Raw genomic sequence first — 22,861 nt, 5'->3', positions numbered from 1 at the left:
TCGATTCATTTAGGTTAATTGTTCGCTGACATCAAGATCAAATAGCATTTGTAAGGATTGTAAACAACGTTTTCGCGCTTCTATATCTTGTTGCGCCCGTAGTTGTACCATCGGTTCATGTAATATTTTATTAACAATACCTCTAGTCATGGCTTCGATGACTTCTTGATGCTTTTCAGCGAATTCTGTTCCAAGACGTGATAAAGCTTTTTCGAGTTCTTGTTCTCTAATCGTTTCGATTTTGGTTCGTAGACAACTAATGGTAGGAACCGTATCAAGGGAACGCCACCATAATTCAAAAGAGGCGACTTCTTCTTCTAATAATTCTTCGGCTTCTTGGGCCATTTTGCGACGACTTTCTTGGTTTGCAGCAACGACGGCTTTTAAATCATCTACATTAAAGGCTCGCACATTCTCCAGATCATATACATCGGCGTGTACGTTGCGCGGAACTGAAATATCAATCAGCATTAATGACTGTTGTTCGCTTAAAACTCCGTTTAACTTTGCTTTATCGACAATGGGTTCGGTTGCCCCAGTGCTAGTAAAAACGATATCAGAAGTAGCGATCGCATTCATCATTTCTTCGAGGGGACAAAGCTTAAGGGTTGCTTCGGGAAACTGACTGGCTAATTCTTCGGAACGACGCTGCGATCTATTGACAATTGTAATCTGATATGTATTCTTAGCGATGAGGTGCTGTACGAGGAGACGAGACATTTTACCCGCTCCAATAATTGTTACTTTTTGGATGGCGAGATTTTCTACCTTCGCATAGGCTAATTCTACGGCGGCCGAACTGATAGAAACTGCACCAGTACCAATGCTGGTTTCAGTGCGTACTCGTTTGCCTGCGGTCATTGCTTGTTTAAACAGACGATCCAATAAGCGTCCGAGTGCCTCATATTTCTGGGCTAATTTATGGGTATTTTTAACTTGGGCTAGGATTTGACCTTCACCAAGGACAAGACTTTCTAAACCTGCTGCTACACGCATCAGATGGCGTACTGCGTCTTGGTGTAACAAAATAAAGAGATAGCGTCGTAGTTGTGGGATGGAGATATGACCAATTTCGGATAAGAACTGAATTATTTCGACCACTCCTTTTTCAGTATCGGTAATCACGCTATAAATTTCTAGACGGTTACAGGTACTAATGATTGCGACTTCTTCAATGTGAGGATAACTCTTGAGGTGAGTCAAGGTTTCTTCGAGTTTGGTTTCTTGAATGCTGAGTTTCTCCCGAATTTCGACAGGGGCTGTTTTATGACTTAAGCCCACCACGACAATATTCATGTGTTCTCCTTTTTAATCTTCTGGCTGCTAAGTAAGGTGAAATACTATGGATAGATGATAAAAATTTCTCTGTAGAATGCAATTTAGACTTAATATGGGCCTGATTAAAAGCATTTGAAAACAAACTTTATAAAATTTTATGATAATCGGTTCAAGTTCTGACCCAGATTGAGTGTTGATCCCTCGGCTGTCTTTTCTGAGTCGAAAAAAACATCTAACCTAGTTACATCAACGGTTTTTTTGAGGGATCGACAACACTTATCTATTGCTCAGGTTAACGCAATTGTAGATTTTTTGGCTCATCGAACAGGTGAACGGTATCAACAAAACGAGCCGTTTTTGACTGAGTGGAAATAACTAAGCTTTGGGTTCTTGCGCCACCATGAAAGAAGCGAACGCCGTCCATGAGTGTTCCAGGAGTGATTCCACAAGCCGCAAAGAGAACCGTATTACCACTAGCTAGTTCATCAGTATCATAAACGCGATCGGGATCGGTGATACCCATGTCGTTGAGACGTGCGAGGTTACTTTCTCTGCTTTCTCCGATCAAACCTGTTTTGACAATGGCTGGATCATAGATCAATTGCCCTTGGAAGTGACCACCTAAACAGCGCATCGCCGCCGCAGAAATTACACCTTCAGGTGCAGCACCAATCCCCATTAGAGCATGAATATTCGTTCCAGAAAAGGCGCAGGAAATAGCCGCCGAAACGTCACCATCGCTGATCAGACGAACTCTAGCACCTGCATCACGAATTTCTTGGATCAATTCTTTGTGACGTGGACGATCCATGACGACAACGACCAATTCTTCGATCGCACGACTCATACACTCAGAAAGAATTTTCAGGTTTTCGGTAGCAGATTTATTAATATCTACATGACCTTTAGCAACTGGGGGGGCTGCCAGTTTTTTCATATAAAAGTCGGGTGCAGCAAATAATCCACCTCTTTCAGAAATTGCTAAAACAGCCATTGAACCGTTTTGACCGTAGGCAACTAAGTTAGTTCCCTCGCAAGGGTCAACCGCGATATCAATTTCAACTAATTCATCAGGGTTGCAAAAAGTTTTGGCATCAGGTTGGGTACAGATCCCGACTTCCTCACCAATATAGAGCATTGGTGCATCATCTCTTTCACCTTCTCCAATAACGATCCGTCCTCGCATATAGATTTTATTCATGCGTTCGCGCATTGCTTCTACAGCAACTTGATCGGCGATGTTTTTTTCGCCTTTGCCCATCCATTTAGATGATGCGATCGCAGCTTGTTCTACAACTTCAATAATTTCTAGACCGAGCGTATTTTCCACAGGAATGATCCTCCCAACTGCTGTTATATGAATCTATAGGTGGTTTGATTACTCCTAATAGAGTACATCCAAAGGGTGACAGTTCAGTACTAGATCACGGTTTTTTGACCGCGGCTGGGCGGTGGCAGCTTTTCTCCCCCTTACAGGGCGGAGTACCTGCCACTCTCTAAAAACGCTTGTACTTCTTCTGTGGTGGGTTGGGAGGCGATCGCACCAGGTTTTGTGGTGATTAATGCGCCGACTGCACTCGCATAAATCACCGCTTTACGTGCTATTTCTGCATTCTGAAAAATAGCCTCACCCTGTTCTCTATATTGATGTAAAAATCCTGCTAAAAAGCCATCTCCCGCACCAGTGGTATCAATTGAAGTGACTTTAAAACTATCTACTTGACCCTGATGAGTTCCGATACAATATTGACATCCTTTTTCACCTGCTGTTACTAAAACCCCTCGAACGGTTTTCAGTTGTTGTTGTATTGCTGTGGGATCTTCTGTCTTAAATAACCATTGAGCCTCATCATCAGAACATTTAATCGTATCGGCAGATTGCAGAAAATCTAAAATCAAGGGTGGTGCTTCGTCTACATTTTCCCAAAATACAGGTCGCCAGTTCACATCAATGACGATTTTTACTTGATATTTTGTGGCGAGTTGGCTCGCTCGATACATGGCTTGTCGAGTTTCAGGATAAGCTAAACCAAGAGTTCCCATCACCAAAAATTCGGCTTGACTCCATAAAATTTTGGGTAGGTCATTACTCACCAAACGAGTATCAGCAAAATCAGTCGTTGGTGTTTCGCCAAACCCTGCAAAATGACGTTCTCCATTCCCTGAACGAGTGACATAAACCTGTCGAGTGGGTGCGCTTCGATGACGTTGTATTCCTGCGGTATTAACTTCTGTCGTTTGGAGAAGTTGAACTAAAGCATTTCCTGCTTTGTCTTCTCCCACACACCCAATAAACGCCGATGGGGTTCCCAATTTGACTAATGCAGTTGCTACATTTGCTGGTGCGCCACCAGGATAGGATGTCCACGAGGTGACTTGGTTTAAATTTTGATCGCTTTGATCGGCTAATAAATCAAACAGAATTTCACCTAAACACAAAATTTGAGGAGTCATAGGAATAGCTGGAAAAAACTACTAATACTAGACTCGCACAAAAAATTATTCACCTAATAGAACTTGACCTTGCCAAACTTTTTCTTGTAGTTTCCGAAAAAGTTCTACGTGTTCGGCTATAGGATGTCCCTTGGCATATATTGCCGTTTTAATGATGTCGCTTTCGGCTCTAGAAAGCATTCCATCGGCTAAAGCTCGGTCAATAATTTCTTTGATTTTGTCAGTTTCCATCGATTCATACCTTTCTCAATTTCTTATACGTTAAGTAATTTGATTTGAGAAAAAAATTAAGTATAGCTTAAATGTTTTGATTTCTTTATATATTAATTATTTTGTATCAATGAATACAGACGCAATATAAAAAAGGTGAGCAATTGCCCACCCTATCAAAAAATTATTTAAGAATTAACAGACTAAAGCTCCCAAACCTGCTACCATTTCTTCGGCTGTAATTTTGCCATCATGATTAATGTCTAAAGCATCGAAAACAGCATCCGTTCCTAGCCATTCTTCACGAGTAATTAAACCATCGCCATCAAGATCATAGGATTTGAAGATATCACCGCAGCATTACAAACAAGGGCTGTTCCTTCGATTTGTGCTAGTCGCTCGGCCAATAATTTCTCTAGTGTTTCTAGGGCTTTCGTAAAACCTTGAATCCCTTCGGAGAGTTTTTCGGAAGCCATCCGATCCGCTTCGTGCATCTGATTAAAAGTGGCTTGATCAATCGTCAGTTTTTCGATGTCCAAAGATGACGCGATCGCTGGATCAAGTTTCCGAGGTAAATCAGCCTCAGTTAATTTTAACGTCTCTAACAGTTTGGGAGAAATGGTTAAGAGATCACAGCCCGCTAGTTCACAAATTTCGCCAACGTTACGGAAACTAGCCCCCATCACCTCAGTTTTATAACCAAACTTCTTGTAATAATTATAGATTTCGGTGACAGACTGAACCCCTGGATCTTCAGTGCTACTGTATTCTTTGCCTGTTTCTTTAACATACCAATCTAAGATCCGTCCAACAAAGGGCGAGATCAAAGTTACTCCCGCATCAGCACAGGCGATCGCTTGATGTAAGCCAAACAGCAGAGTTAAATTACAGTGAATGCCTTCTTTCTCCAAAACTTCAGCCGCTTTGATCCCTTCCCAAGTGGAGGCAATTTTAATCAAAACGCGATCGCGGGAAATGCCAGCCGCTTCATACTCAGAAATCAGATAGCGACCTTTTTCGAGCGTTGCTTCAGTATCATAAGATAAACGAGCATCTACTTCAGTTGAAACACGTCCTGGAACAATTTTCAGAATTTGTAGACCAAACGCAACCGCTAAACGATCAAATGCTAGTTTAGCCACCTCAACCGCAGGGGCATCTTTACCTAATTTCTCTCTAGCCGTTCTTAGAGTAGTATCAACAATCTCTTGATACTGGGGCATTTGTGCCGCAGCCGTGATCAAAGAAGGATTGGTTGTCGCGTCTTGTGGTGTGAAGGTTTCAATAGATTGAATATCTCCTGTATCAGCTACAATAACCGTGACTTCTTTCAGTTGATCAAGTAGGGTTTTAGCCATAAATGCTACCTAAAAAATTTATCGCAATACCCCTAATATAACGAGATAATCCTAGTACATTGTTAACAAAAAGCTAAAGTTTTAAGATTTGATGATGAAAAATTCTATAAGAGCAATTTATACCCTCTTAACCTAGAGTCGCTATCATGACAAATAATTATGCGTGTATCTTAACTGACGATGAAAATTCTGATTCTCAATGCGGGTTCTAGCAGTCAAAAAAGCTGTTTGTATGAGTTAAGCGATGAACAACTCCCTGAACATCCTCCTCAACCTTTGTGGAAAGCGGATATCGATTGGACAGCATCTTCTGATTTTGGCATTCTAACGGTTAATGCCAATGGAGTCAAACAAGAAATTGAATTACGAGGCGATCAACATCTTGAAGGTATTGCCAAACTATTAAATACATTAGTAGAAGGCGATACCAAAGTCATCGAAAGTTTATCAGAAATCAATTGTGTTGGACATCGGATCGTACATGGTGGTAAAAAATATTCCGCCGCTACTTTGATTACACCTGAAGTTGAAGCAGAAATCTCTAATTTAATTCCATTAGCCCCTGCCCACAACCCCGCACATTTAGAGGGTATAACAGCGATCAAAAAGGTATTAGGAGTTGCCCAAGTAGCAGTATTTGATACAGCGTTTCATACCTCGATACCCGATGAAAACTCGATTTATCCACTTCCCTATGAATGGTCACAAAAAGGAATACGACGTTATGGCTTTCACGGAACCAGTCATCAATATTGTGCTAACCGCGCTGCCCAAATTTTAGGAAAACCGATCGCCTCACTAAAAATTATTGCTTGTCATCTGGGCAATGGTTGTTCTTTGACGGCAATTAAAGACGGAAAAAGTATCGATACGACAATGGGATTTACGCCCTTAGAAGGATTGATGATGGGAACACGTAGTGGTTCTTTTGATCCAGCAATTTTAATTTATCTTATGAAAGAACATCTTTATGATATTGATCAGTTAAATCATTTATTAAATAAAGAGTCTGGTTTAAAGGGGATTTCGGGGATTTCTGGCGATTTACGCCCTATCTTAGAAGCTATAGATGAAGGGAATGAACGAGCAAAATTAGCTTTTAAGATGTATATTCATCTGATTAAAAAAGGCATCGGCGAAATGTTATCTACTCTAGAAGGGGCGGATCTGATTTTATTTACCGCAGGAGTCGGCGAAAATGCACCCATCGTCAGAGAAAAAGTCTGTCATGGCTTTGGCTTTTTGGGTTGGAAAATCGATCAAGATAAAAATAATTCCCATCCAGTCGATACGGATATTGCTACACCTGATTCAACTATCCGAATTATGGTCATTCATACTGAGGAAGATTGGGCGATCGCTCAAGAATGTTGGCATCAGCTTAAGTCAGATTAATAGAACAATATCATTTATTCTTGTGATGCCTGTAACTGAACTCTAAAAATACTACCTTTTCCGACTTCAGATTGTACCGTGATCGTGCCTTGATGAACTTCGATAATTCGACGAGATAAATATAATCCTAAGCCACTGGTTGAACGTTTATGATTACCTTGTCGGAAACGTTCAAATAAAACAGCTTGGTCTTCTGGTCTAATTCCAGAACCTGTATCTTGAACGTGGACTGTTACTAAAGAATCATGTTCGGTTAGCTCAATTTTAATATAACCTTCGTCTGTAAATTTAATAGCATTACTCACTAAATTAATAAAAACTCGTCGTAATTCTACACGATCACCCATCACAACACTATTAGCGTTGTCGTCAATGTATGCCGTTAAGGCGATGTGTTTTTGTTCTGCTAATGGGTTTAATTCTTGTACAACTTCGGAAATAACTTCTTCTAGATCAACATTTGTAAAATTAAGTTGTTTATAGCCTGCCTCATGACAATATACTTCTAGCAGATTATTAACCATTTCTAATAAATTATGATTACTGCGAATAATCACTGCGATCGCTTTATCCATTTCTGGCGTAATATCGCCATACACTTCTTCTTGAAACAGTTGTAGCATTCGGTTAGCAGCGATCAAAGGGGTTCTGAGATCGTGAGTCATCCGCGAGACAAAATCTTCTCTTTGTTTGGCTAATTCTTCTTTTTGCTGTGTTGCTAGTGCTGCTTCTTGTTCAGCTTGATGAAGACGCATCACGCTTTGAAGTGTTTGAACTAATCTTCCTGAATTGATCCGAGATTTAGATAAATAATCCGACGCTCCAGCTTTCATTAATTCTACAGCGATTTGATCATCCCCTTGACCCGTCAGGGCAATCAAGGGAATTGTTAGCCCTTGACTACGAAATTGTTTAACCAGTGCCAAACCATCACTATCGGGTAAGCGGTAATCAACGAAAATACAATCAAAAGGATGTTGATCTACTTGGGCGATCGCTGTGGCACAGTCTCCTGCTTCAGAAATCTTTAAACTTAGTCCATCGACTTTCAACGCCCGACGAACCGCCATACGATCAACTTCATCGTCATCTACTATTAGAATTCTCAGCGTTTGATTCATAGTCTATGTTATAGAGTTAGCTTACGGTCTGACGTGAGACACTTAAATTAGTTGACATAATGTCCAATAATTGTTTAACGTTGCCATTGTTTCGACAAAGTTAGAAAATGTGACAGGTTTGAGAATATAGCCAGCAACATTAAGTTGATATGCTTCTACTCTATCTTGATCTTGATTAGAAGTCGTTAAAACAACCACTGGAATGCTTTTTAAGTCTGGATCGGAACGAAGTGATTGTAAAAATTCAATCCCGCCCATTCTCGGCATATTCAAATCTAACAAAATTAAGCGACGATTTGCGGGAACCATAGGGGGGTTTCCATCACCACTACTTTTTAGCATTTTCAGGGCCTCTAGACCGTTTGAAGCCACAAATAACGGATTAGTAATGTTATTTTTTTTAAATGCCCTTTTTACATTCATTACATCAACTTCGTCATCTTCTACCAGCAGGACGTTAATCATTGTATCTTCCATAGTTGCTAGTTACAATTCAAAAATCCGCATTCTGTACGGATTATTCAAAAGTTATTTTCGTTACAATTATAAACAAAAAAAGCTCTTATATACTTCGGTCATTAGTGAAAGACTTGTAAGCTTAAACAATCTATCTATAGACATAAATTTTAAAAGTAGATGTAAATATCTAATCCTAATATGAAGCCTTGATGAAGCAATTTACATCTATCCTAATACAGAAAAACTAATGAGCCTTTTAGCAGATTGAAAATCTACGTGATTTTAGCCTCTGGGTAGGTGGGGTATCGTAATTGTAAATTGAGTACCTTTGTACACATTGCTTTCAACCTCAATTGTTCCATGATAGAGTTCAAGGCATTTTTGAACAACAGCCAACCCTAATCCTGTTCCAACAATTTGCTCTACATTCTGTCCACGATAGAAAGGTTGATAAATTTTTGGCAGGTCGTCCACTAAAATACCTATACCTTGATCCTTAATCTGAAACACTGTTTTTTCGGCTTCACATTTTAAAATAAAATCAATACTACCTCCTTCAGGTGAATATTTGATCGCATTAAGTAAAACATTACTTAAGATAGAATATAATAATTTTTCATCGAGATAAATTCGCTGACATACGACTTCACTGCTCATTTTTATCTGATGTTTCTCAGTCGCTATTAATTGCATATTTTCAACTAAATTTAAACAAAAAGCTTCTAGATCAACTGATACTAAATTAAATTCTAAGTTTCCTGATTCTGCTCTTGATAATGTTAATAAATCTGTTAAAAATTGATTCATTAGTTTGACAGAAGATTGAATTCTATAAATATTTTTAAATAATTTTGGTTCTACCTCTTTGGTCAGAGAGTTTTCTAATAATTGCGATGAAGAGAGAATCACACTTAAAGGGGTACGAAACTCATGAGATATCATTGAAAAAAGTTTGTTTTTTAATTCAATTATTTCTTTTTCTTGTTTTAACTCCTGTTGAATTCTACTCATTTCTTGCTCTTGCTTCCATTGATAATACAGAATTAGAAAAATCCCATCAATAACAACAAAACTTAAAATAGTTCCCACAAAACTTAAAAGGACTCTAGATTGAATATGAGAACGCGAGCGAGTTAACCAGCTTTGCAGTAGTTGCTCCTCATCTGCTTTCATCTGAGCCAGAATCACTAAAATTTTCTCTCGTAATTTAATGCTTTCTACGGTAATAGCCTTTTGTGTAACACTATCTAATGAATTACGTTGATACAAATCAATTGATTGTTTGAGTAATGCTAATCGTTGATTGACTAAGCGTTGTAATGCTGCTAATTGTTGCTGTTGAGATGGTGCTGCGTATTGCAACTGTTTTTGTAATAAATTCAGTTCAGCCTGGATTTCTCTAACCGCTTTACGATATCGTTCTAATTCGGCGATATCTCCACTAGCAACATAACCTCTTCTTCCTGATTCTGCAACCGTCATACTCGCATGAAAATCACTCAAATTATTAATAATTTCATAAGTAGTTTGTACTTTATCTGAATTTTCTCTAATCGCAGTAATATTTTTATAAGAAGCAAAACTGACTAAACCCATTAGTAATAGTGTTAGACTAAAACCACCGATTATCCACTTATTTTGATTCGCTCCAGCCATTAATAATAAATGTTAAATGTTTTTGGTTAAAAAAATTTTCATGCTATGCTACTGTATCGACAAGCTGTTGATGAGCCTCAAAAAGCAAAGCGATGACTTGCTCTCTGGTTACAGTTGGAAAACCATCTAAAAAATCATCAATTGACTTTCCTGCTTTCAAATAATCAAAAAGTGTCTGTACTGGAACTCTTGTATTAGTAAATACTGGAGTGCCGCCCATAATTTCAGAAGATGTATTAATAATTAAAGAATTTCTAAGCATTTGTTTTTAAGCTTGTAGTGTACATTTACATTTTACCCATCATTTTCAAGCAAAATAAAATATAGGGATCGCTCTAAAAGACAATTGTTGACACATCATTACTTACACTCTAACTTTTTATCGGATCTATAAACAATGCGTATTTTAGTCGTTGAAGATGATATCCAGTTAGCCGACATCTTAACTGAAGCTTTAACGAACTGTCAGTACGTCGTTGATTTAGCGAAAGATGGGATAACTGCGTGGAATTGGGTAGAACTGTTGAAATATGATTTAGTTGTTTTAGATGTTACTTTACCTAAACTCGATGGAATACGGTTTTGTCAACGTTTACGACAGAGTAACACCAATAGTCCCTCTTACCAAAATGCTACCGTGCCTGTCTTAATGCTGACGGCTCGTGATACAGTAACTGATAAGATAGCAGGACTTGATGCGGGTGCGGATGATTATGTCACCAAACCTTTTGATTTAGGGGAATTGATGGCACGAGTTCGAGCAAATTTAAGACGTGGAAGTTCGACGGCAAATCTAACATTAAGTTGGGGTAATCTACACTTAAATCCGAGTACCTTTGAAGCGACTTATAATCAACAACCCTTAACTCTAACACCTAAAGAATATGCTTTGTTAGAATTATTGGTGACGAATGGTCGGCGTGTTCTCAGTCGTTCTGGTATCATTGAGCAAGTTTGGTCACTCGATAATTCTCCAGTCGAAGAAACGGTTAACTCTCATATTCGGGGATTACGACAAAAACTTAAAGCGTTAGGTGCGCCAGATGATTTTATTGAAACGGTTCATGGTTTAGGTTATCGTCTCAAATGAAAATTTCTGCACGAATTCTGCACAATTCATACATGGTGACTGCATTTAGATAAATTAAGCTTATAGATTAGACACATCACAGAAATTATTTTCCCTCACGGCATGAATGTTAAAGAAAGATATCATGGATGGTTAATTGATTTGATATCTGAGCCAACTGGCTATACTTTTCGGTGTTGGCTTTCAGAACAAACAGTCTGGCTGAGTGATTGTAAAGTTTATCCGACTCCTCAACAAGCTTTAGCAGTTGCTCGTCATCGTGCTGATTTAGAGTCCGCGTGTTTGTCTTTAATTTGTTTTTTGAACGAAATTAAAGGACATTGTTACTATCTTAGTTCTGATGAGCATCAAGCTTTGACTAACTCGATTTTAGAATTTGCTAAATCCGTTAGTTAGTTTAAGTTCTCCTTGGAGGTAATCAATAAATTGTCTGGCAGTGCGTCCAGAACGTCCATTATGACGAGTAGCCCATTGTTTAGCTTTAAATTCGAGTTCATCGGAGGTTAAGGGGATTTGGGCAATTTCGGCTAAATGATGGACGATTTTTAAATAGGTGTCTTGGTTGGCTGGTTCAAAGGTGAGGGTTAAACCAAAACGATCGCTAAATGAGAGTTTTTCTTGTTGGGTATCCCACCCATGCACCTCGTCTGCTTCACTGGGACGCGGGCGATCGCTAAAATATTCTTTAACTAAATGTCGTCGATTCGATGTAGCATAAACAACTACATTTGTAGCTTTTGCGATAATACTTCCTTCTAAAACGACTTTTAACGCTTTAAAGGTTTCATCATCTTCTTCAAAGGATAAGTCATCAACAAAAATAATAAACTTTTGCGGCTGTTCTCTAACTCGTTCTAAAATTAGTGGTAAGTCTTTGAAAGAGTCTTTTGGAACTTCAATTAATCTTAAACCCTGTTCACTATATTGGTTTAGTAAAGCTTTGACTAATGATGATTTACCACTCCCTCGACTGCCATACAATAAGACATGAAGGGCTGGTTTTCCCATAAGAAGACATTCTGTATTTTTAATAAGGGTTTCTTTGGGCAGTTCATAACCGACGATTTCATCAATTTGGATCGGATCAAAGTATTTAATTCCTAATAAATTTCCGTTAGTCCACTGCAACGCTTGGTATTGTGCAAAAATTCCCATACCATATTGTTGATAATAATTAGCTAATGGTTCTATCAATTCTGTCCAGTTTTGAGATTGATGTAAAAAGTTATTCAAAGTATGATCTATTTGCCAAGAAGGTAGAGTATTAAATGTTTTTTGCGGATTCCAGTTATAAATTCCTTCTAATATTTCTAAATCATGTTTAACTGCGTTTAATAAAGATGAAGGTAATTCCGCTAAAGTTTGTTTCTGTACTTGTTGACTAAAAGGATTATCATCTAAAAGAATTTGCTGAACTAAATAATCTTGCCAACTTTGATTACATTTAGCTAGTGATCTAAACCAAATTCCATAGGCTTGTAAACAATTAATTTTATAGTTTTGATTGGATTCAACTAAATTCAATTGTTGTAGGAGATTCAAAAAAGCTTCGCCAACTTCATTTTCAAAAACCGATTGAAAAAGCAGTAAGGAACAAACTTTAATATAAATTTGATGTTCAGTCATGGTTTATTTTTTCATCTTCTACAGACATTAACCAAGCTTTTATTTCTTGCACTATCCAACTACACTCAGACTCAGTTAAACCACCACCTAAAAGATAATGACCGTCTGAAGTTCTAATTTTAATTTGATAATAATCTCGATTGCTATTATTATAGAGAAATATTCCAGAGATATCATTATTATAAGCTTCTTTCTTCCAAATAATCCAATCAAATATACTATAAATAATTTTAAATTTATGATGATCAAATTCAATTCTAGACTTTTTGACTAATGAGGCAAAAACTCCCACAAAAATCATTAGTAAAAGTGGACTAATACTCCAAACAATAATACTACTCAAAAAAGTGAAAAACATGATTCTCGATGATGGTAGTATTTTCAGTTTAGGAGGAAATTTAATTTCTAAACTCTGTTCTGAGCTTTCTAACTGAATTTTGCTATAACTCGGTGGTAATAATCTCCTAAAATTAAAATCTTTATTAACTAAATCATATTGCATTCCCGACTCTAAAGAAAGTAGCGCATCTCTGGCATTTTTAAAACGTCGCTCTACGGTAATTTCCGTTAGTTTTTCTAACCAAAGAATTAAATCTTTTTTGAGACTTACTTTATCTGAAAACTTAATTTTGGCATCTTGATGTGGCAAATCTGCGGGAGTACACCCCGTTAATAAATGGATTAAAGTAGCACCTAACGCATAAAGATCAGATGCAGGAACCGCTTTACCCCAAAATTGTTCTAAAGGGGAATAACCGCTTGTCCCAACGACTGTAAAAGTAACACCTGTCACACTTGCTTGTGCTTGAACTGCCCCAAAATCAACTAAATAAATATGTTGATCTTCACCTAATATTAAATTACTTGGTTTAAGATCTCGATGTAAAACTGGTGGGCTTAATTCATGGAGATAAATTAAAATTTCTAAAATTTCTTTGGCTAAAGCTCTAATTTCTGTTTCACTAAAATGTTGACCTTGCTCTAGTAAGTCTTGTAGAGAAAAACCCGCAATATAATCTTGAACTAAAACAAACCAAGGGACTCCACCACCAATGTTTTTATCAATGTCAAAATAGGCACGATATCGCGGAATTTTAGGATGTTCTAATGCGCCTAAAACTTGTGCTTCCCTTTCAAACAACTTTAATTCTTCCCACGACAATTGTGGGTTAAACGCTAATAATTTGATTGTTACTTTTTCTTGAGCTAAACTATCAATGGCTAACCAAGTTTGACGACCCATTGCAGTTCGTCCTAACTTTTGTTGTAATTGATATCGATCCGCTAAAATATCTCCAACTTGAAACATAATAATGAGGAGAAATTGAGTTTTAAAGCGATATTTGAGCCATTTTTTGCTCAAGTTGTGCAATTAAACTATCTAAATCTTGGTTAATTTGTTTAAAACACTCAGGCGGCGGTACTTCGGGTTTAAAATAAATTAACTTAACTTGTCCATTGCCTATCCCAATAATAGCAACTTCTTCGTTAGGATCATAACCGTCTAAAATACCTAAAATTTCTTGAATTTTCCGATTGACTTTTTTATTAAGGGTTTCTAGAGACTCTCGTGAACAACAAACAAAATGAGGAGTAGGTTTTAGATCGATTCCTAATGTTTCTTTCGTATCACCCCATTCCTGATGTAGTCCCCAAAATGCAGCCGCTAATAGTTCTTGATTTTCTTCAACAAATTGATCTAATTTATATCGCCATTGATTTTCTACATCGTTAAGTTGGGAATTATTAAATTGAATCATGTTTGACCTCAATAAATTCAGCGTCGATACTCATCACCACAATCACCAATTAATTGAAATAAATCACGGGACTGATTGAAAACAGACTCTAATCTTTCGTAATCTTCTGAGTCTAACTTAAACTGAAAGACTCTGGCATTGTTCTTAATATGTTCCGTTACACCCAATCTGCTCCCGATAATGTTTTTTTTAACCAATGAGCGCGTCATTTTCTCTAGTCGCGGCACCCACTTTGTAAAGGCTTGTAACTGTATATATGCTTCTTGCCCTTTGGTTTGTAGTAGACGACGAAATCCGATGAACTCTTCTGCGGGGCCATCATGATCGACTAAGTTCCAAGTCCTTAACCCCACATCCCAATATTTAAATATACTTGCCAGTGCGCTTTTATGATCAATTCGCCCGTGTGCGCTAAAGACTTGCCACATTCCATTTAAAAGGCGATTAATCTGTAAATCTGGCGTAAATTGAAATCTATTTTCTAGCATCATGCAGTTAGTTAGCTAAGGAAATAAGCACTTTTACTTCCTAAAGCAATTGTAGCGTCTAATCATCTGACTTAATATTCGACTTCTAACTGTGCTGCTGTAACGGCATCAAAAGCAAATGCTAATACTAGAGGCATCGGACACATCATCAAATATCCTAGAATTAAGCCCATTACGGTTAAAGCAGTCGCTAAACCGATCCAAGTTTTTTCTTCAGATGATAAGCCTCTTTCTGTTTTAATCACTCGTAAGACTGTCGAGGGGATCGGTTCGGGCATCACTGCATTCGGAGGAAAAGCCCAGTAATGATTTCGTCTTTCTATAAATAGCTCTGTCCAGCCATTATTATCGCACCATTCTTGAACCCATTGATCGCAGTAATGTCTCATCCTGTCTACCTTATCTCTCTAGCAGTTGCTCGTTTTTTTATCTTAGCCAAAGCCTTTTATTGACATCTCTAGTGTCAATAATTCTTAATAAAACAATTGAGTATAAATGCTTATTATAAAAATTGAACGAATTGAGTTTCTGTACAAATTGCAGTTAATGATTGATCCCAATCTTCTCTAGGCAAAGAGGGTAAATAAGCCAAATCAAAAAGAATACCCACTGTCGGAATAGAAGACCATTGAGGAGAACTTAACAGGCGATCATAATAACCACCACCATAGCCTAGACGATATCCCTTTTGGTCACAAGCCACTGAAGGAACTAAAATTAAATCGACTTCAGTAGGATGAATGATTAAAGCATTACTCAGTGGTTCAAGTATACCATAAGCCCCAGTTTCTAGACTTTCTCCAACCTGCCACCGATGCCACACTAAAGATTGACCAACACAACGCGGAAACCCCCATTTTTTTGAGGAATTAAAGAGACTACTTAAATCAGGTTCTTGACGAATACTAAAATAAGCTAGAATCGTCTTCGCGGATTGAAATAAAGAAGATGTTTGCAGATTTTGACAAATTTGAAGGCTTTTTTCTTGCCCTACTGTAGAAGGAAGCGATCGCCTTTGATTTAAAATTTGTTTTCGCAATTGTATTTTAGATTTTTGTAAAGACATTATTGACAATAAAACTTAAATAATCACTATGGCTTAATCAGTCTCAACATCTTATATTCTAAAAGTTTAGATTCACTACTCATATAGGATTAACAATGACGATTCGAGTCATAGCTAAAGTCATATCTCTACCGAATACACTCGATGAAACAAAAACGTTACTCATCTCTCTAGTCGAACCCACACGTCAAGAAAAAGGGTGTTTAAACTACGAACTTTGGCAAAATCAAGAAAATCCTACAGAATTTAGCTTTGTCGAAGAATGGGAAGATCAAGCCGCTTTAGAAGCACATTTTCTAACCCCTCATTTTATAGAAGCCAGAAAAAAAATAGATGAATTATTAGTGATTCAACCCCAAATTCATCGCTATACCCTCATTATTTAGATTGGGAAAAAGGGGACAACCGTTTTAATGACTTTTCGGATGCGGAGTAAAAAGATTAGATGGCGAATTTTAGGATCAATCGTTGGTGCATAGGGACTTTGTGCTAATTGTTCTTCTAGCAAAGCATATTCAGCCGCACTGAGGGGCTTACCATCAATAGGCGATCGTCCTTCTATAATAATTTCTGTCCGTAACACTTCTTCAGGGATATCGTCAGCCGGTGGTAGAGCTAAAACGCTGGGTACAGTTTGTACAGTAATGAGAAAAAATAGAAAAAAGGGTTTAATCACTCTTTTATAAAAAATCAATAATTTTTTTGTATTCTACCGTCCAACTTATCCATCAGTTATTTTTTTGATATTCTTTTTACTTTCAGAGCAAATCAAAAAATTTACTTAAAATCAGATGAAACGCTGCATATGATACTCCAGACAGACGCAAATCAAGGATAATCAATAGTTATCGGTATTTATCGATCGTCTTGAATGCTGTAACGCGACTCAATTTATTAACAAAAATGGTCAATTTAACTCCAAATCCTAGCTATAGCTTAACCCTTCGTCTAGAATTGCCCAACCGAGCAGGAACATTAGCGGCTGTAACTCAAGCTATTGCTAGTGTGGGTGGAAATTTAGGACAAATCAGCTTAATTGAACGAACCCTCAAGATTTCGCGTCGAGAAATCACCGTAGATGCTTCGAGTACCGAACACGCCCAACACATTGTCGAAGCTGTTAAAACCATACCCGATATAAAAATCCTCAAAGTTTCAGATCGAACATTTGATCTACACCGCAAAGGCAAAATCACCATCGAAAGTCGGCTACCTCTAACCTCACAATCCGATCTCGCAATGGCTTATACTCCAGGTGTGGGTAGAATTTGTCAAGCGATCGCCCAAAATCCCGAACAAGTCTTTTCTCTGACTATCAAAAGTAATATGGTAGCGGTTGTCACCGATGGTAGCGCGGTGTTAGGACTCGGAAATCTTGGCCCCGAAGCCGCTTTACCCGTCATGGAAGGGAAAGCCATGTTATTTAAAGAATTTGCGGGTGTCGATGCGTTTCCCATTTGTCTAGCCACCCAAGACACCGAAGAAATTATCAAAGCCGTTAAATATATTGCGCCCGTTTTTGGGGGAGTTAACTTAGAGGATATTAGTGCGCCGCGTTGTTTTGAAATTGAGAAACGGTTACGGCAAGAATTAGATATCCCCATTTTTCACGATGATCAACATGGTACAGCGATCGTCAGTTTAGCAGCTTTAATTAATGCCCTCAAACTGGTGAATAAATCCCTCGAAAACATCAGAATTGTGATTAATGGCGCGGGGGCGGCGGGAATTGCGATCGCACTCCTCTTGAAAAAAGCAGGGGCAAAATCGATATGGATGTGTGACTCTAAAGGCATTCTATCCCTCAAACGAAACGATCTAAACCCAGAAAAACAGGCTTTTGCAGTCGAAGCGAGTGGAACTCTAGCAGGGGCAATGCAAGGGGCTGATGTTTTCCTCGGAGTGAGTGCGCCTGGTGTTGTCACAAAAGAAATGGTTAAATCAATGGCTAAAGATCCGATCGTTTTTGCGATGGCTAACCCAATTCCAGAAATTCAACCCGAACTCATCCAAGAGGATGCCGCAGTAATAGCCACAGGAAGAAGTGACTACCCAAATCAGATCAATAATGTTTTAGCATTTCCAGGGGTGTTTCGTGGCGCGTTAGACTGTCGAGCGAAAACGATTACTGAGAATATGTACTTAGAAGCCGCTAAAGCGATCGCCTCATTAATCACGGCATCGGATCTAGATCGAGAACACATTGTACCCTCTGTCTTCGATCCTCGTGTGGCAACGGCTGTCGCTGCTGCGGTGCAACACGCCGCCCGAACTGATGGAGTCGCTAGAGAATAGATTAAGTAGGTTTTTCTCTAATCCTAGAGTAAATTAAAAAAAGACATTCTCAGAGGAGAGGAAATAGTAATGGATGACATTCCAGAGGCGTTGCGAGATCAAGCGACTTCTAGGAAAACTTCAAGTTTATCTGGTGGATTTCCCCTACCTCTGTTGGGTCTAGGATTAGTATTATTAAGTATTGTCGGTGGATTTAGTGCCGCTTTGTTGATGCGTCCAATCCCTAAACCAACAGCCACTCCCTCACCCCAAATTACACCGACTCCCGTTGCTACACCTACTCCCTCACCTGTCGAAAATGTTTTAGGACATTTACCCTACAAGCAAGCCCTAACATCAGAATTAGTCCCCATTAGTGCCGATGGTAGAATCCGCTTACGATCTTCAGCCGCCCAAAAATATCTCCAAATGCAAAGGGCAGCCAGACAAGCGGGAGTTATTTTAATGCCTCTTTCGGGTTTTCGTACTGTCAGTGAACAAGAATATTTGTTTTTTAAAGTCAAAGAAAAACGTAATCAAGAAGCGAAAAAACGGGCCGAAGTCAGTGCGCCACCAGGATATAGTGAACATCATACGGGATATGCGATCGATATCGGTGATGGTCGTACTCCTGCCACTAATCTGAGTCCCACGTTTGATCAAACGGCGGCTTTTCGTTGGTTACAAAATCATGCCCCTAAATATAGTTTTGAATTATCCTTTCCTCCTAATAACGCCCAAGGGGTTAATTATGAGCCTTGGCATTGGCGTTTTGTGGGAGATACTCAGAGTTTAGAAACTTTTTACAAAGCACAACAATTGAAAAAAGTCAAGTAAAATTATGACAAACTATCAAGTCGAAAATCGGGAATGGTGGGTAGAACGTTGGTTAGAGTTACTCGATTCCTACCGCTTCAAAAAACGTTTAGAACGGGCGAGAATTTATGCCAGGGAAGGAAATGTACTGAGTATTGAGTTTGTTGGGGCGCAAGTATTAGCCAAAGTTCAAGGAAGTGAACCCGAACCCTATCAAGTTTCTTTGTGGTTAGATCCGTTTAGTGATGAAGATTGGGATTATGTGGTGGCTACCTTGTCCCAAAAAGCGATTTTTTCAGCCCAATTATTAAGCGGACAAATGCCTGATGAAATTGAATCTGCTTTTATTAGTAATGGTTTAAGTTTATTTCCATTTAGTTTGACTGATGTGCGATCGCGTTGTAGTTGTCCCGATAAAGCCAATCCTTGTAAGCATATTGGTGCGGTATATTATCAGTTAGGCGATCGTTTTAGTGAAGATCCCTTTGTCTTATTTCAACTCAGGGGACGGACTAAAACTCACATTCTAGAAGCTTTGCGACAAAAACGAAGCCAGAATACGACACCCATTCAACCTAGTTTACCTGTAAGCGAAACAGAAACAACTAAAAAGAAACGCGCTACTAAAGCTTCTTCTGATTTAGATTTGGCTAGTTTTTGGCAATACGATCAACCAATAGAATCTTCTTTAGTAGTGATTTCTCCTCCAGTGGATAATAAAACAATCGTTGATCTTTTGGGTAAATTTCCTCTCTCCTATGATGATGCCCAAGCAGTAAAACAATTTTTAGATACTGTTTATCCGACGGTTAGTCAACAAGCAGTGATGTCGGCTTTGAATGCGACTGGAACTTAACTTTGGTAAGCTAATAGAAGATATGTAAAACTGAATTGTATTAGTAATGAGTCAAACATCACCCGAAACAACGGAACTGAAATACGGTGAACGAAATATTTTAGAAGGCGAACTGATTACCTTCCCTAATCCTCGAATCGGGCGACGCTACGATGTTCAGATCACCTTACCCGAATTTACCTGTAAATGTCCTTTTTCAGGTCATCCAGATTTTGCCACGATTTATATCACTTATATTCCCAATGAAAAAATCGTTGAGCTAAAATCCTTAAAACTTTATATTAATAGCTACCGCGATCGTTATATTTCTCACGAAGAAGTCATTAACGTGATTTTAGATGATTTTGTGGCTGTTTGTGATCCTCTAGATGTCAAGATTAAAGGAGATTTTAACCCTAGAGGCAATGTACATATGGCTATTGATATTCATTACCAAAAATAAAAATTTGAGATGATTAACTTTATCTAAATACGGCTCAATGATTTAATGATCTTGTCTGACAGATAGCATTGACAGCAATTGAGCATAGCTAAAAGTTAATGACTCGAAATTTGCTGCATTTTTCTCTAATTTTTCATTAACGCCAAACATAACTCTAACAAGAAACTATCTTGCTAGATCAACACGTCAGTTAAAAAGGTAACCTTTATTCTAAAATCGAACCTATTAAGTATTGTGAGTAGCCAATGGATTCTTCTCCTCTGACATCTTTAAGTGATCCTGAGTCTATAGAACCTCTTGAATTGCCTCAATCCGAAGAAGCATTTACCCCTGTGATTGAACGTTATGTACACGTTCATCTGAAGACAGAGGGCGAACAGCTTCATTTAATTTTACCCAAACCTCAACCAACAGCAACGGGAAATGATTGGGCGCAAGTTTGCTCTGGATTAAAATATTGTTTAAAAAATTACGACAAAACTTGGACTAACCAAACAGTCGTTACTTTGGTCTCACAAGACCGCTTACTAGATGCAAGACAGTTACAAAACTTATCAGAAATCTTACAAGAAGCCGATCTGATTCTCAAGTGGGTTCATACCAGTCGTCGTCAAACGGCAGTAGCGGCAATAACAGCAGGATATTCAGTAGAACAAATCTACGCGACTCCTACCCTATTTTCAGAACCCGATGTCATTAAAGCTCCGTTAGCCGATCCACTATATTTAAAAACTACAGTTCGTTCAGGTGTTGAAATTAAACATCCAGGAAGCATTATTATTGTCGGTGATGTGAATCCAGGCGGTGATGTCATAGCAGATGGCGATATCATTATTTGGGGAACCTTGCGAGGAGTCGCCCACGCAGGAGCAAAAGGAAATACCAACAGCCGTATTATGGCTTTACGGATGGAACCCACTCAGTTACGTATTGCGGATCGAGTAGCGCGATCGCCAAGCTCATCTCCAAATCATTATGAACCCGAAATTGCTTATATTAGTCCAGAAGGAATTCGCATCACACAGGCTTATAATTTTTCTAAAACGTTTTTAATGAATCCAGTAATGGGAACGTCAGAAAAATAACATTAAAATTTCATAAACTCAATTAAAGTATAGTCTTATGAGTCGAGTCATCGTTATTACCTCCGGTAAAGGGGGAGTTGGGAAAACGACTACCACCGCGAATTTAGGATCTGCCCTCACTCAACTCGGTTGTAAAGTAGCCTTAGTTGATGCAGATTTTGGTCTGAGAAATTTAGATTTACTATTGGGATTAGAACAGCGTATTGTTTATACAGCGCTCGATGTCATCTCTGGAGAGTGTTCATTAGAAAAAGCCTTAGTCAGAGATAAACGTCAACCCAATTTAGTTCTATTACCCGCCGCCCAAAGTCGTAATAAAGAAGCCATTACGCCAGAGCAAATGAAAGAGATCGTCGATCAACTCTCGAAAGCCCATGATTATGTTTTAATCGATAGCCCTGCTGGAATTGAAATGGGATTTAGAAACGCGATCGCAGCAGCCGAAGAAGCTATCATTGTGACAACACCCGAAATGGCAGCCGTTAGAGATGCCGATCGAGTTGTTGGGTTACTAGAAAATGAAGCCGTTAAAAAAATTCATTTAATTGTGAATCGACTACGACCCGAAATGATTCAACTCAATCAAATGATTAGTGTCGAAGATATTTTAGATTTATTAGTTATTCCCTTACTGGGTATTATTCCTGATGATCAACGTATTATTATTTCAACCAATCGAGGTGAACCTTTAGTATTAGAAGAAAAAATCTCTTTACCTGGTTTAGCCTATAAAAATATTGCCAGACGTTTAGAAGGAGATCTTGTTCCATTTTTAGACTTAATGGCAGCCCATGACTCCCTCTTAACCCGTCTTCGTCGTCGTTTCTTTGGCCCCTAAAGAATGAAAGATTAACCCTATGAGCCACTTACATTTACAATGATTAGTGAACTGCTAGAACGATTGTTTGCTTGGCGTAGCCCCAATAAAAGCGGGGACATGGCTAAAAAGCGTCTAAAATTGGTCATCGCTCATGATCGGGCGGGCATTAGTCCAGAAATGCTAGAATCGATGCGACGCGACATCTTAGAAGTGGTCAATCGCTACGTTGAGATCGATCCAGGCGAAACTGAACTCTCTCTAGAAAGCGATCAGCGAGTAACAGCCCTAATCGCTAACTTACCTATTCGTAGTATTAAACGAGTCAATCCCGAAGAAACCTAAAAAAAGATGAAAAAATCCACCACAACTTTATGGCTGAGTTTAGCAACCAGTCCTTTTCTGATGGCCTGTTTAGGGTTACGATCAGTCACGGAATGGTTGACAGAAGCGGGAAAAATGAGCGAAGAAGTTTTTCGAGGCGATCGTTTGCCCCTTCTCAACTTTCCCTCAGCAGAACCTCAAAACTCATCTGAATCACAAAACTGATTAAAGAATTGTGATAACAATAACTAACATGAGTTTCCCTTGTCGATACTATGATTAAATC

Annotated in this window: 27 protein-coding genes and 1 pseudogene; 12 read left to right on the top strand and 16 right to left on the bottom strand. The window is 38.5% G+C overall.

Translation table 11 applies throughout. The features are described from left to right. Positions 1–9: 9 nt before the first annotated feature. The 5 genes and pseudogenes from CFPU101_RS06385 to CFPU101_RS06365 all read right to left on the bottom strand — a co-directional run bounded on the left by CFPU101_RS06385 (position 10) and on the right by CFPU101_RS06365 (position 5,300). Positions 10–1,296: a glutamyl-tRNA reductase gene (locus CFPU101_RS06385; protein WP_206814496.1), complete on the bottom strand. Its 1,287-nt coding sequence runs from the start codon at positions 1,294–1,296 to the stop codon at positions 10–12. Positions 1,297–1,570: 274 nt separating this feature from the next. Continuing rightward, the gene (gene glpX / locus CFPU101_RS06380; RefSeq protein WP_206814495.1) at positions 1,571–2,608 is read right to left on the bottom strand and encodes a class II fructose-bisphosphatase; all 1,038 of its coding nucleotides are present in this window, start codon (positions 2,606–2,608) and stop codon (positions 1,571–1,573) included. A gap of 140 nt (positions 2,609–2,748) precedes the next feature. Further along, positions 2,749–3,732, bottom strand: coding sequence for a carbohydrate kinase (locus tag CFPU101_RS06375; protein ID WP_206814494.1), 984 nt, complete (start codon positions 3,730–3,732; stop codon positions 2,749–2,751). A gap of 45 nt (positions 3,733–3,777) precedes the next feature. Further along, positions 3,778–3,963: a hypothetical protein gene (locus CFPU101_RS06370; protein WP_206814493.1), complete on the bottom strand. Its 186-nt coding sequence runs from the start codon at positions 3,961–3,963 to the stop codon at positions 3,778–3,780. 174 nt (positions 3,964–4,137) lie between these two features. Further along, positions 4,138–5,300: pseudogene (locus CFPU101_RS06365) on the bottom strand (transaldolase). A gap of 180 nt (positions 5,301–5,480) precedes the next feature. Here CFPU101_RS06365 and CFPU101_RS06360 point away from each other — a divergent pair. Further along, a complete protein-coding gene (locus tag CFPU101_RS06360) occupies positions 5,481–6,695 on the top strand; it encodes an acetate kinase (protein WP_206814492.1) in 1,215 nt (404 codons plus the stop codon). Between the two features lie 14 nt (positions 6,696–6,709). On the opposite strand, the gene CFPU101_RS06355 is transcribed toward CFPU101_RS06360, so the two are convergent. The 4 genes from CFPU101_RS06355 to CFPU101_RS06340 form a co-directional block, all read right to left on the bottom strand. Next, complete coding sequence (locus CFPU101_RS06355; protein WP_206814491.1) at positions 6,710–7,816, bottom strand: hybrid sensor histidine kinase/response regulator; 1,107 nt, start codon at positions 7,814–7,816, stop codon at positions 6,710–6,712. Between the two features lie 42 nt (positions 7,817–7,858). Beyond that, positions 7,859–8,293 carry a response regulator gene (locus CFPU101_RS06350; protein ID WP_206814490.1) on the bottom strand — a complete coding sequence of 145 codons (435 nt, stop codon included), beginning with the start codon at positions 8,291–8,293 and terminating at the stop codon, positions 7,859–7,861. 264 nt (positions 8,294–8,557) lie between these two features. Beyond that, positions 8,558–9,931: an ATP-binding protein gene (locus tag CFPU101_RS06345; RefSeq protein ID WP_242577799.1), complete on the bottom strand. Its 1,374-nt coding sequence runs from the start codon at positions 9,929–9,931 to the stop codon at positions 8,558–8,560. Positions 9,932–9,974: 43 nt separating this feature from the next. Beyond that, entirely contained in the window at positions 9,975–10,193 is a 219-nt protein-coding gene (locus CFPU101_RS06340) for a DUF433 domain-containing protein (RefSeq protein WP_206814489.1), read from the bottom strand. Positions 10,194–10,328: 135 nt separating this feature from the next. On the opposite strand from CFPU101_RS06340, the gene CFPU101_RS06335 reads away from it, so the two are divergent. Continuing rightward, positions 10,329–11,021 carry a response regulator transcription factor gene (locus tag CFPU101_RS06335; RefSeq protein WP_206814488.1) on the top strand — a complete coding sequence of 231 codons (693 nt, stop codon included), beginning with the start codon at positions 10,329–10,331 and terminating at the stop codon, positions 11,019–11,021. Positions 11,022–11,123: 102 nt separating this feature from the next. Beyond that, positions 11,124–11,417, top strand: a complete 294-nt coding sequence (locus CFPU101_RS06330) for a hypothetical protein (protein ID WP_206814487.1) — start codon at positions 11,124–11,126, stop codon at positions 11,415–11,417. Here CFPU101_RS06330 and CFPU101_RS06325 read toward each other — a convergent pair. The 6 genes from CFPU101_RS06325 to CFPU101_RS06300 all read right to left on the bottom strand — a co-directional run bounded on the left by CFPU101_RS06325 (position 11,391) and on the right by CFPU101_RS06300 (position 15,961). Continuing rightward, positions 11,391–12,647 carry an ATP-binding protein gene (locus tag CFPU101_RS06325; RefSeq protein WP_206814486.1) on the bottom strand — a complete coding sequence of 419 codons (1,257 nt, stop codon included), beginning with the start codon at positions 12,645–12,647 and terminating at the stop codon, positions 11,391–11,393. The two genes, CFPU101_RS06330 and CFPU101_RS06325, sit on opposite strands and share 27 nt — an antisense overlap. After that, complete coding sequence (locus CFPU101_RS06320; protein ID WP_206814485.1) at positions 12,640–13,956, bottom strand: serine/threonine-protein kinase; 1,317 nt, start codon at positions 13,954–13,956, stop codon at positions 12,640–12,642. Before CFPU101_RS06320 ends, CFPU101_RS06325 begins: the two co-directional genes overlap by 8 nt. Before the next feature lie 22 nt (positions 13,957–13,978). After that, entirely contained in the window at positions 13,979–14,407 is a 429-nt protein-coding gene (locus CFPU101_RS06315) for a hypothetical protein (protein WP_206814484.1), read from the bottom strand. 17 nt (positions 14,408–14,424) lie between these two features. Then, positions 14,425–14,898, bottom strand: coding sequence for a hypothetical protein (locus CFPU101_RS06310; protein WP_206814483.1), 474 nt, complete (start codon positions 14,896–14,898; stop codon positions 14,425–14,427). A gap of 68 nt (positions 14,899–14,966) precedes the next feature. Further along, positions 14,967–15,284: a hypothetical protein gene (locus tag CFPU101_RS06305; RefSeq protein ID WP_206814482.1), complete on the bottom strand. Its 318-nt coding sequence runs from the start codon at positions 15,282–15,284 to the stop codon at positions 14,967–14,969. Positions 15,285–15,397: 113 nt separating this feature from the next. After that, positions 15,398–15,961: a 5-formyltetrahydrofolate cyclo-ligase gene (locus tag CFPU101_RS06300; RefSeq protein ID WP_206814481.1), complete on the bottom strand. Its 564-nt coding sequence runs from the start codon at positions 15,959–15,961 to the stop codon at positions 15,398–15,400. Between the two features lie 95 nt (positions 15,962–16,056). On the opposite strand from CFPU101_RS06300, the gene CFPU101_RS06295 reads away from it, so the two are divergent. Then, positions 16,057–16,347: a putative quinol monooxygenase gene (locus tag CFPU101_RS06295; protein ID WP_206814480.1), complete on the top strand. Its 291-nt coding sequence runs from the start codon at positions 16,057–16,059 to the stop codon at positions 16,345–16,347. On the opposite strand, the gene CFPU101_RS06290 is transcribed toward CFPU101_RS06295, so the two are convergent. Further along, positions 16,344–16,637, bottom strand: a complete 294-nt coding sequence (locus tag CFPU101_RS06290; protein WP_206814479.1) for a hypothetical protein — start codon at positions 16,635–16,637, stop codon at positions 16,344–16,346. The genes CFPU101_RS06295 and CFPU101_RS06290 overlap by 4 nt on opposite strands. A gap of 227 nt (positions 16,638–16,864) precedes the next feature. Here CFPU101_RS06290 and CFPU101_RS06285 point away from each other — a divergent pair, with 227 nt between their 5' ends. The 8 genes from CFPU101_RS06285 (at position 16,865) to CFPU101_RS06250 (ending at position 22,800) form a co-directional block, all read left to right on the top strand. Next, complete coding sequence (locus CFPU101_RS06285; protein WP_206814478.1) at positions 16,865–18,256, top strand: malic enzyme-like NAD(P)-binding protein; 1,392 nt, start codon at positions 16,865–16,867, stop codon at positions 18,254–18,256. A gap of 69 nt (positions 18,257–18,325) precedes the next feature. Then, complete coding sequence (locus CFPU101_RS06280; RefSeq protein WP_206814477.1) at positions 18,326–19,072, top strand: D-alanyl-D-alanine carboxypeptidase family protein; 747 nt, start codon at positions 18,326–18,328, stop codon at positions 19,070–19,072. A gap of 4 nt (positions 19,073–19,076) precedes the next feature. Next, positions 19,077–19,907, top strand: a complete 831-nt coding sequence (locus tag CFPU101_RS06275) for an SWIM zinc finger family protein (RefSeq protein WP_206814476.1) — start codon at positions 19,077–19,079, stop codon at positions 19,905–19,907. Positions 19,908–19,953: 46 nt separating this feature from the next. Next, complete coding sequence (queF, locus tag CFPU101_RS06270) at positions 19,954–20,349, top strand: preQ(1) synthase (RefSeq protein WP_206814475.1); 396 nt, start codon at positions 19,954–19,956, stop codon at positions 20,347–20,349. A gap of 245 nt (positions 20,350–20,594) precedes the next feature. Beyond that, a complete protein-coding gene (minC, locus tag CFPU101_RS06265; protein ID WP_206814474.1) occupies positions 20,595–21,434 on the top strand; it encodes a septum site-determining protein MinC in 840 nt (279 codons plus the stop codon). A 37-nt stretch (positions 21,435–21,471) separates the two neighbouring features. Continuing rightward, positions 21,472–22,272 carry a septum site-determining protein MinD gene (gene minD, locus CFPU101_RS06260; RefSeq protein ID WP_206814473.1) on the top strand — a complete coding sequence of 267 codons (801 nt, stop codon included), beginning with the start codon at positions 21,472–21,474 and terminating at the stop codon, positions 22,270–22,272. Positions 22,273–22,311: 39 nt separating this feature from the next. Then, positions 22,312–22,596, top strand: a complete 285-nt coding sequence (minE, locus tag CFPU101_RS06255; RefSeq protein WP_374191933.1) for a cell division topological specificity factor MinE — start codon at positions 22,312–22,314, stop codon at positions 22,594–22,596. A gap of 6 nt (positions 22,597–22,602) precedes the next feature. After that, positions 22,603–22,800 carry a hypothetical protein gene (locus CFPU101_RS06250; RefSeq protein ID WP_206814472.1) on the top strand — a complete coding sequence of 66 codons (198 nt, stop codon included), beginning with the start codon at positions 22,603–22,605 and terminating at the stop codon, positions 22,798–22,800. The last annotated feature ends 61 nt before the right edge of the window (positions 22,801–22,861 follow it).

The organism is Chroococcus sp. FPU101 (assembly GCF_017312365.1).
In the GTDB taxonomy this organism is placed as follows: Bacteria; Cyanobacteriota; Cyanobacteriia; order Cyanobacteriales; family Microcystaceae; genus Chroococcus.
Note: the sequence above shows the minus strand (reverse complement) of the source record. Positions and strands in the feature narration are given on the sequence as shown.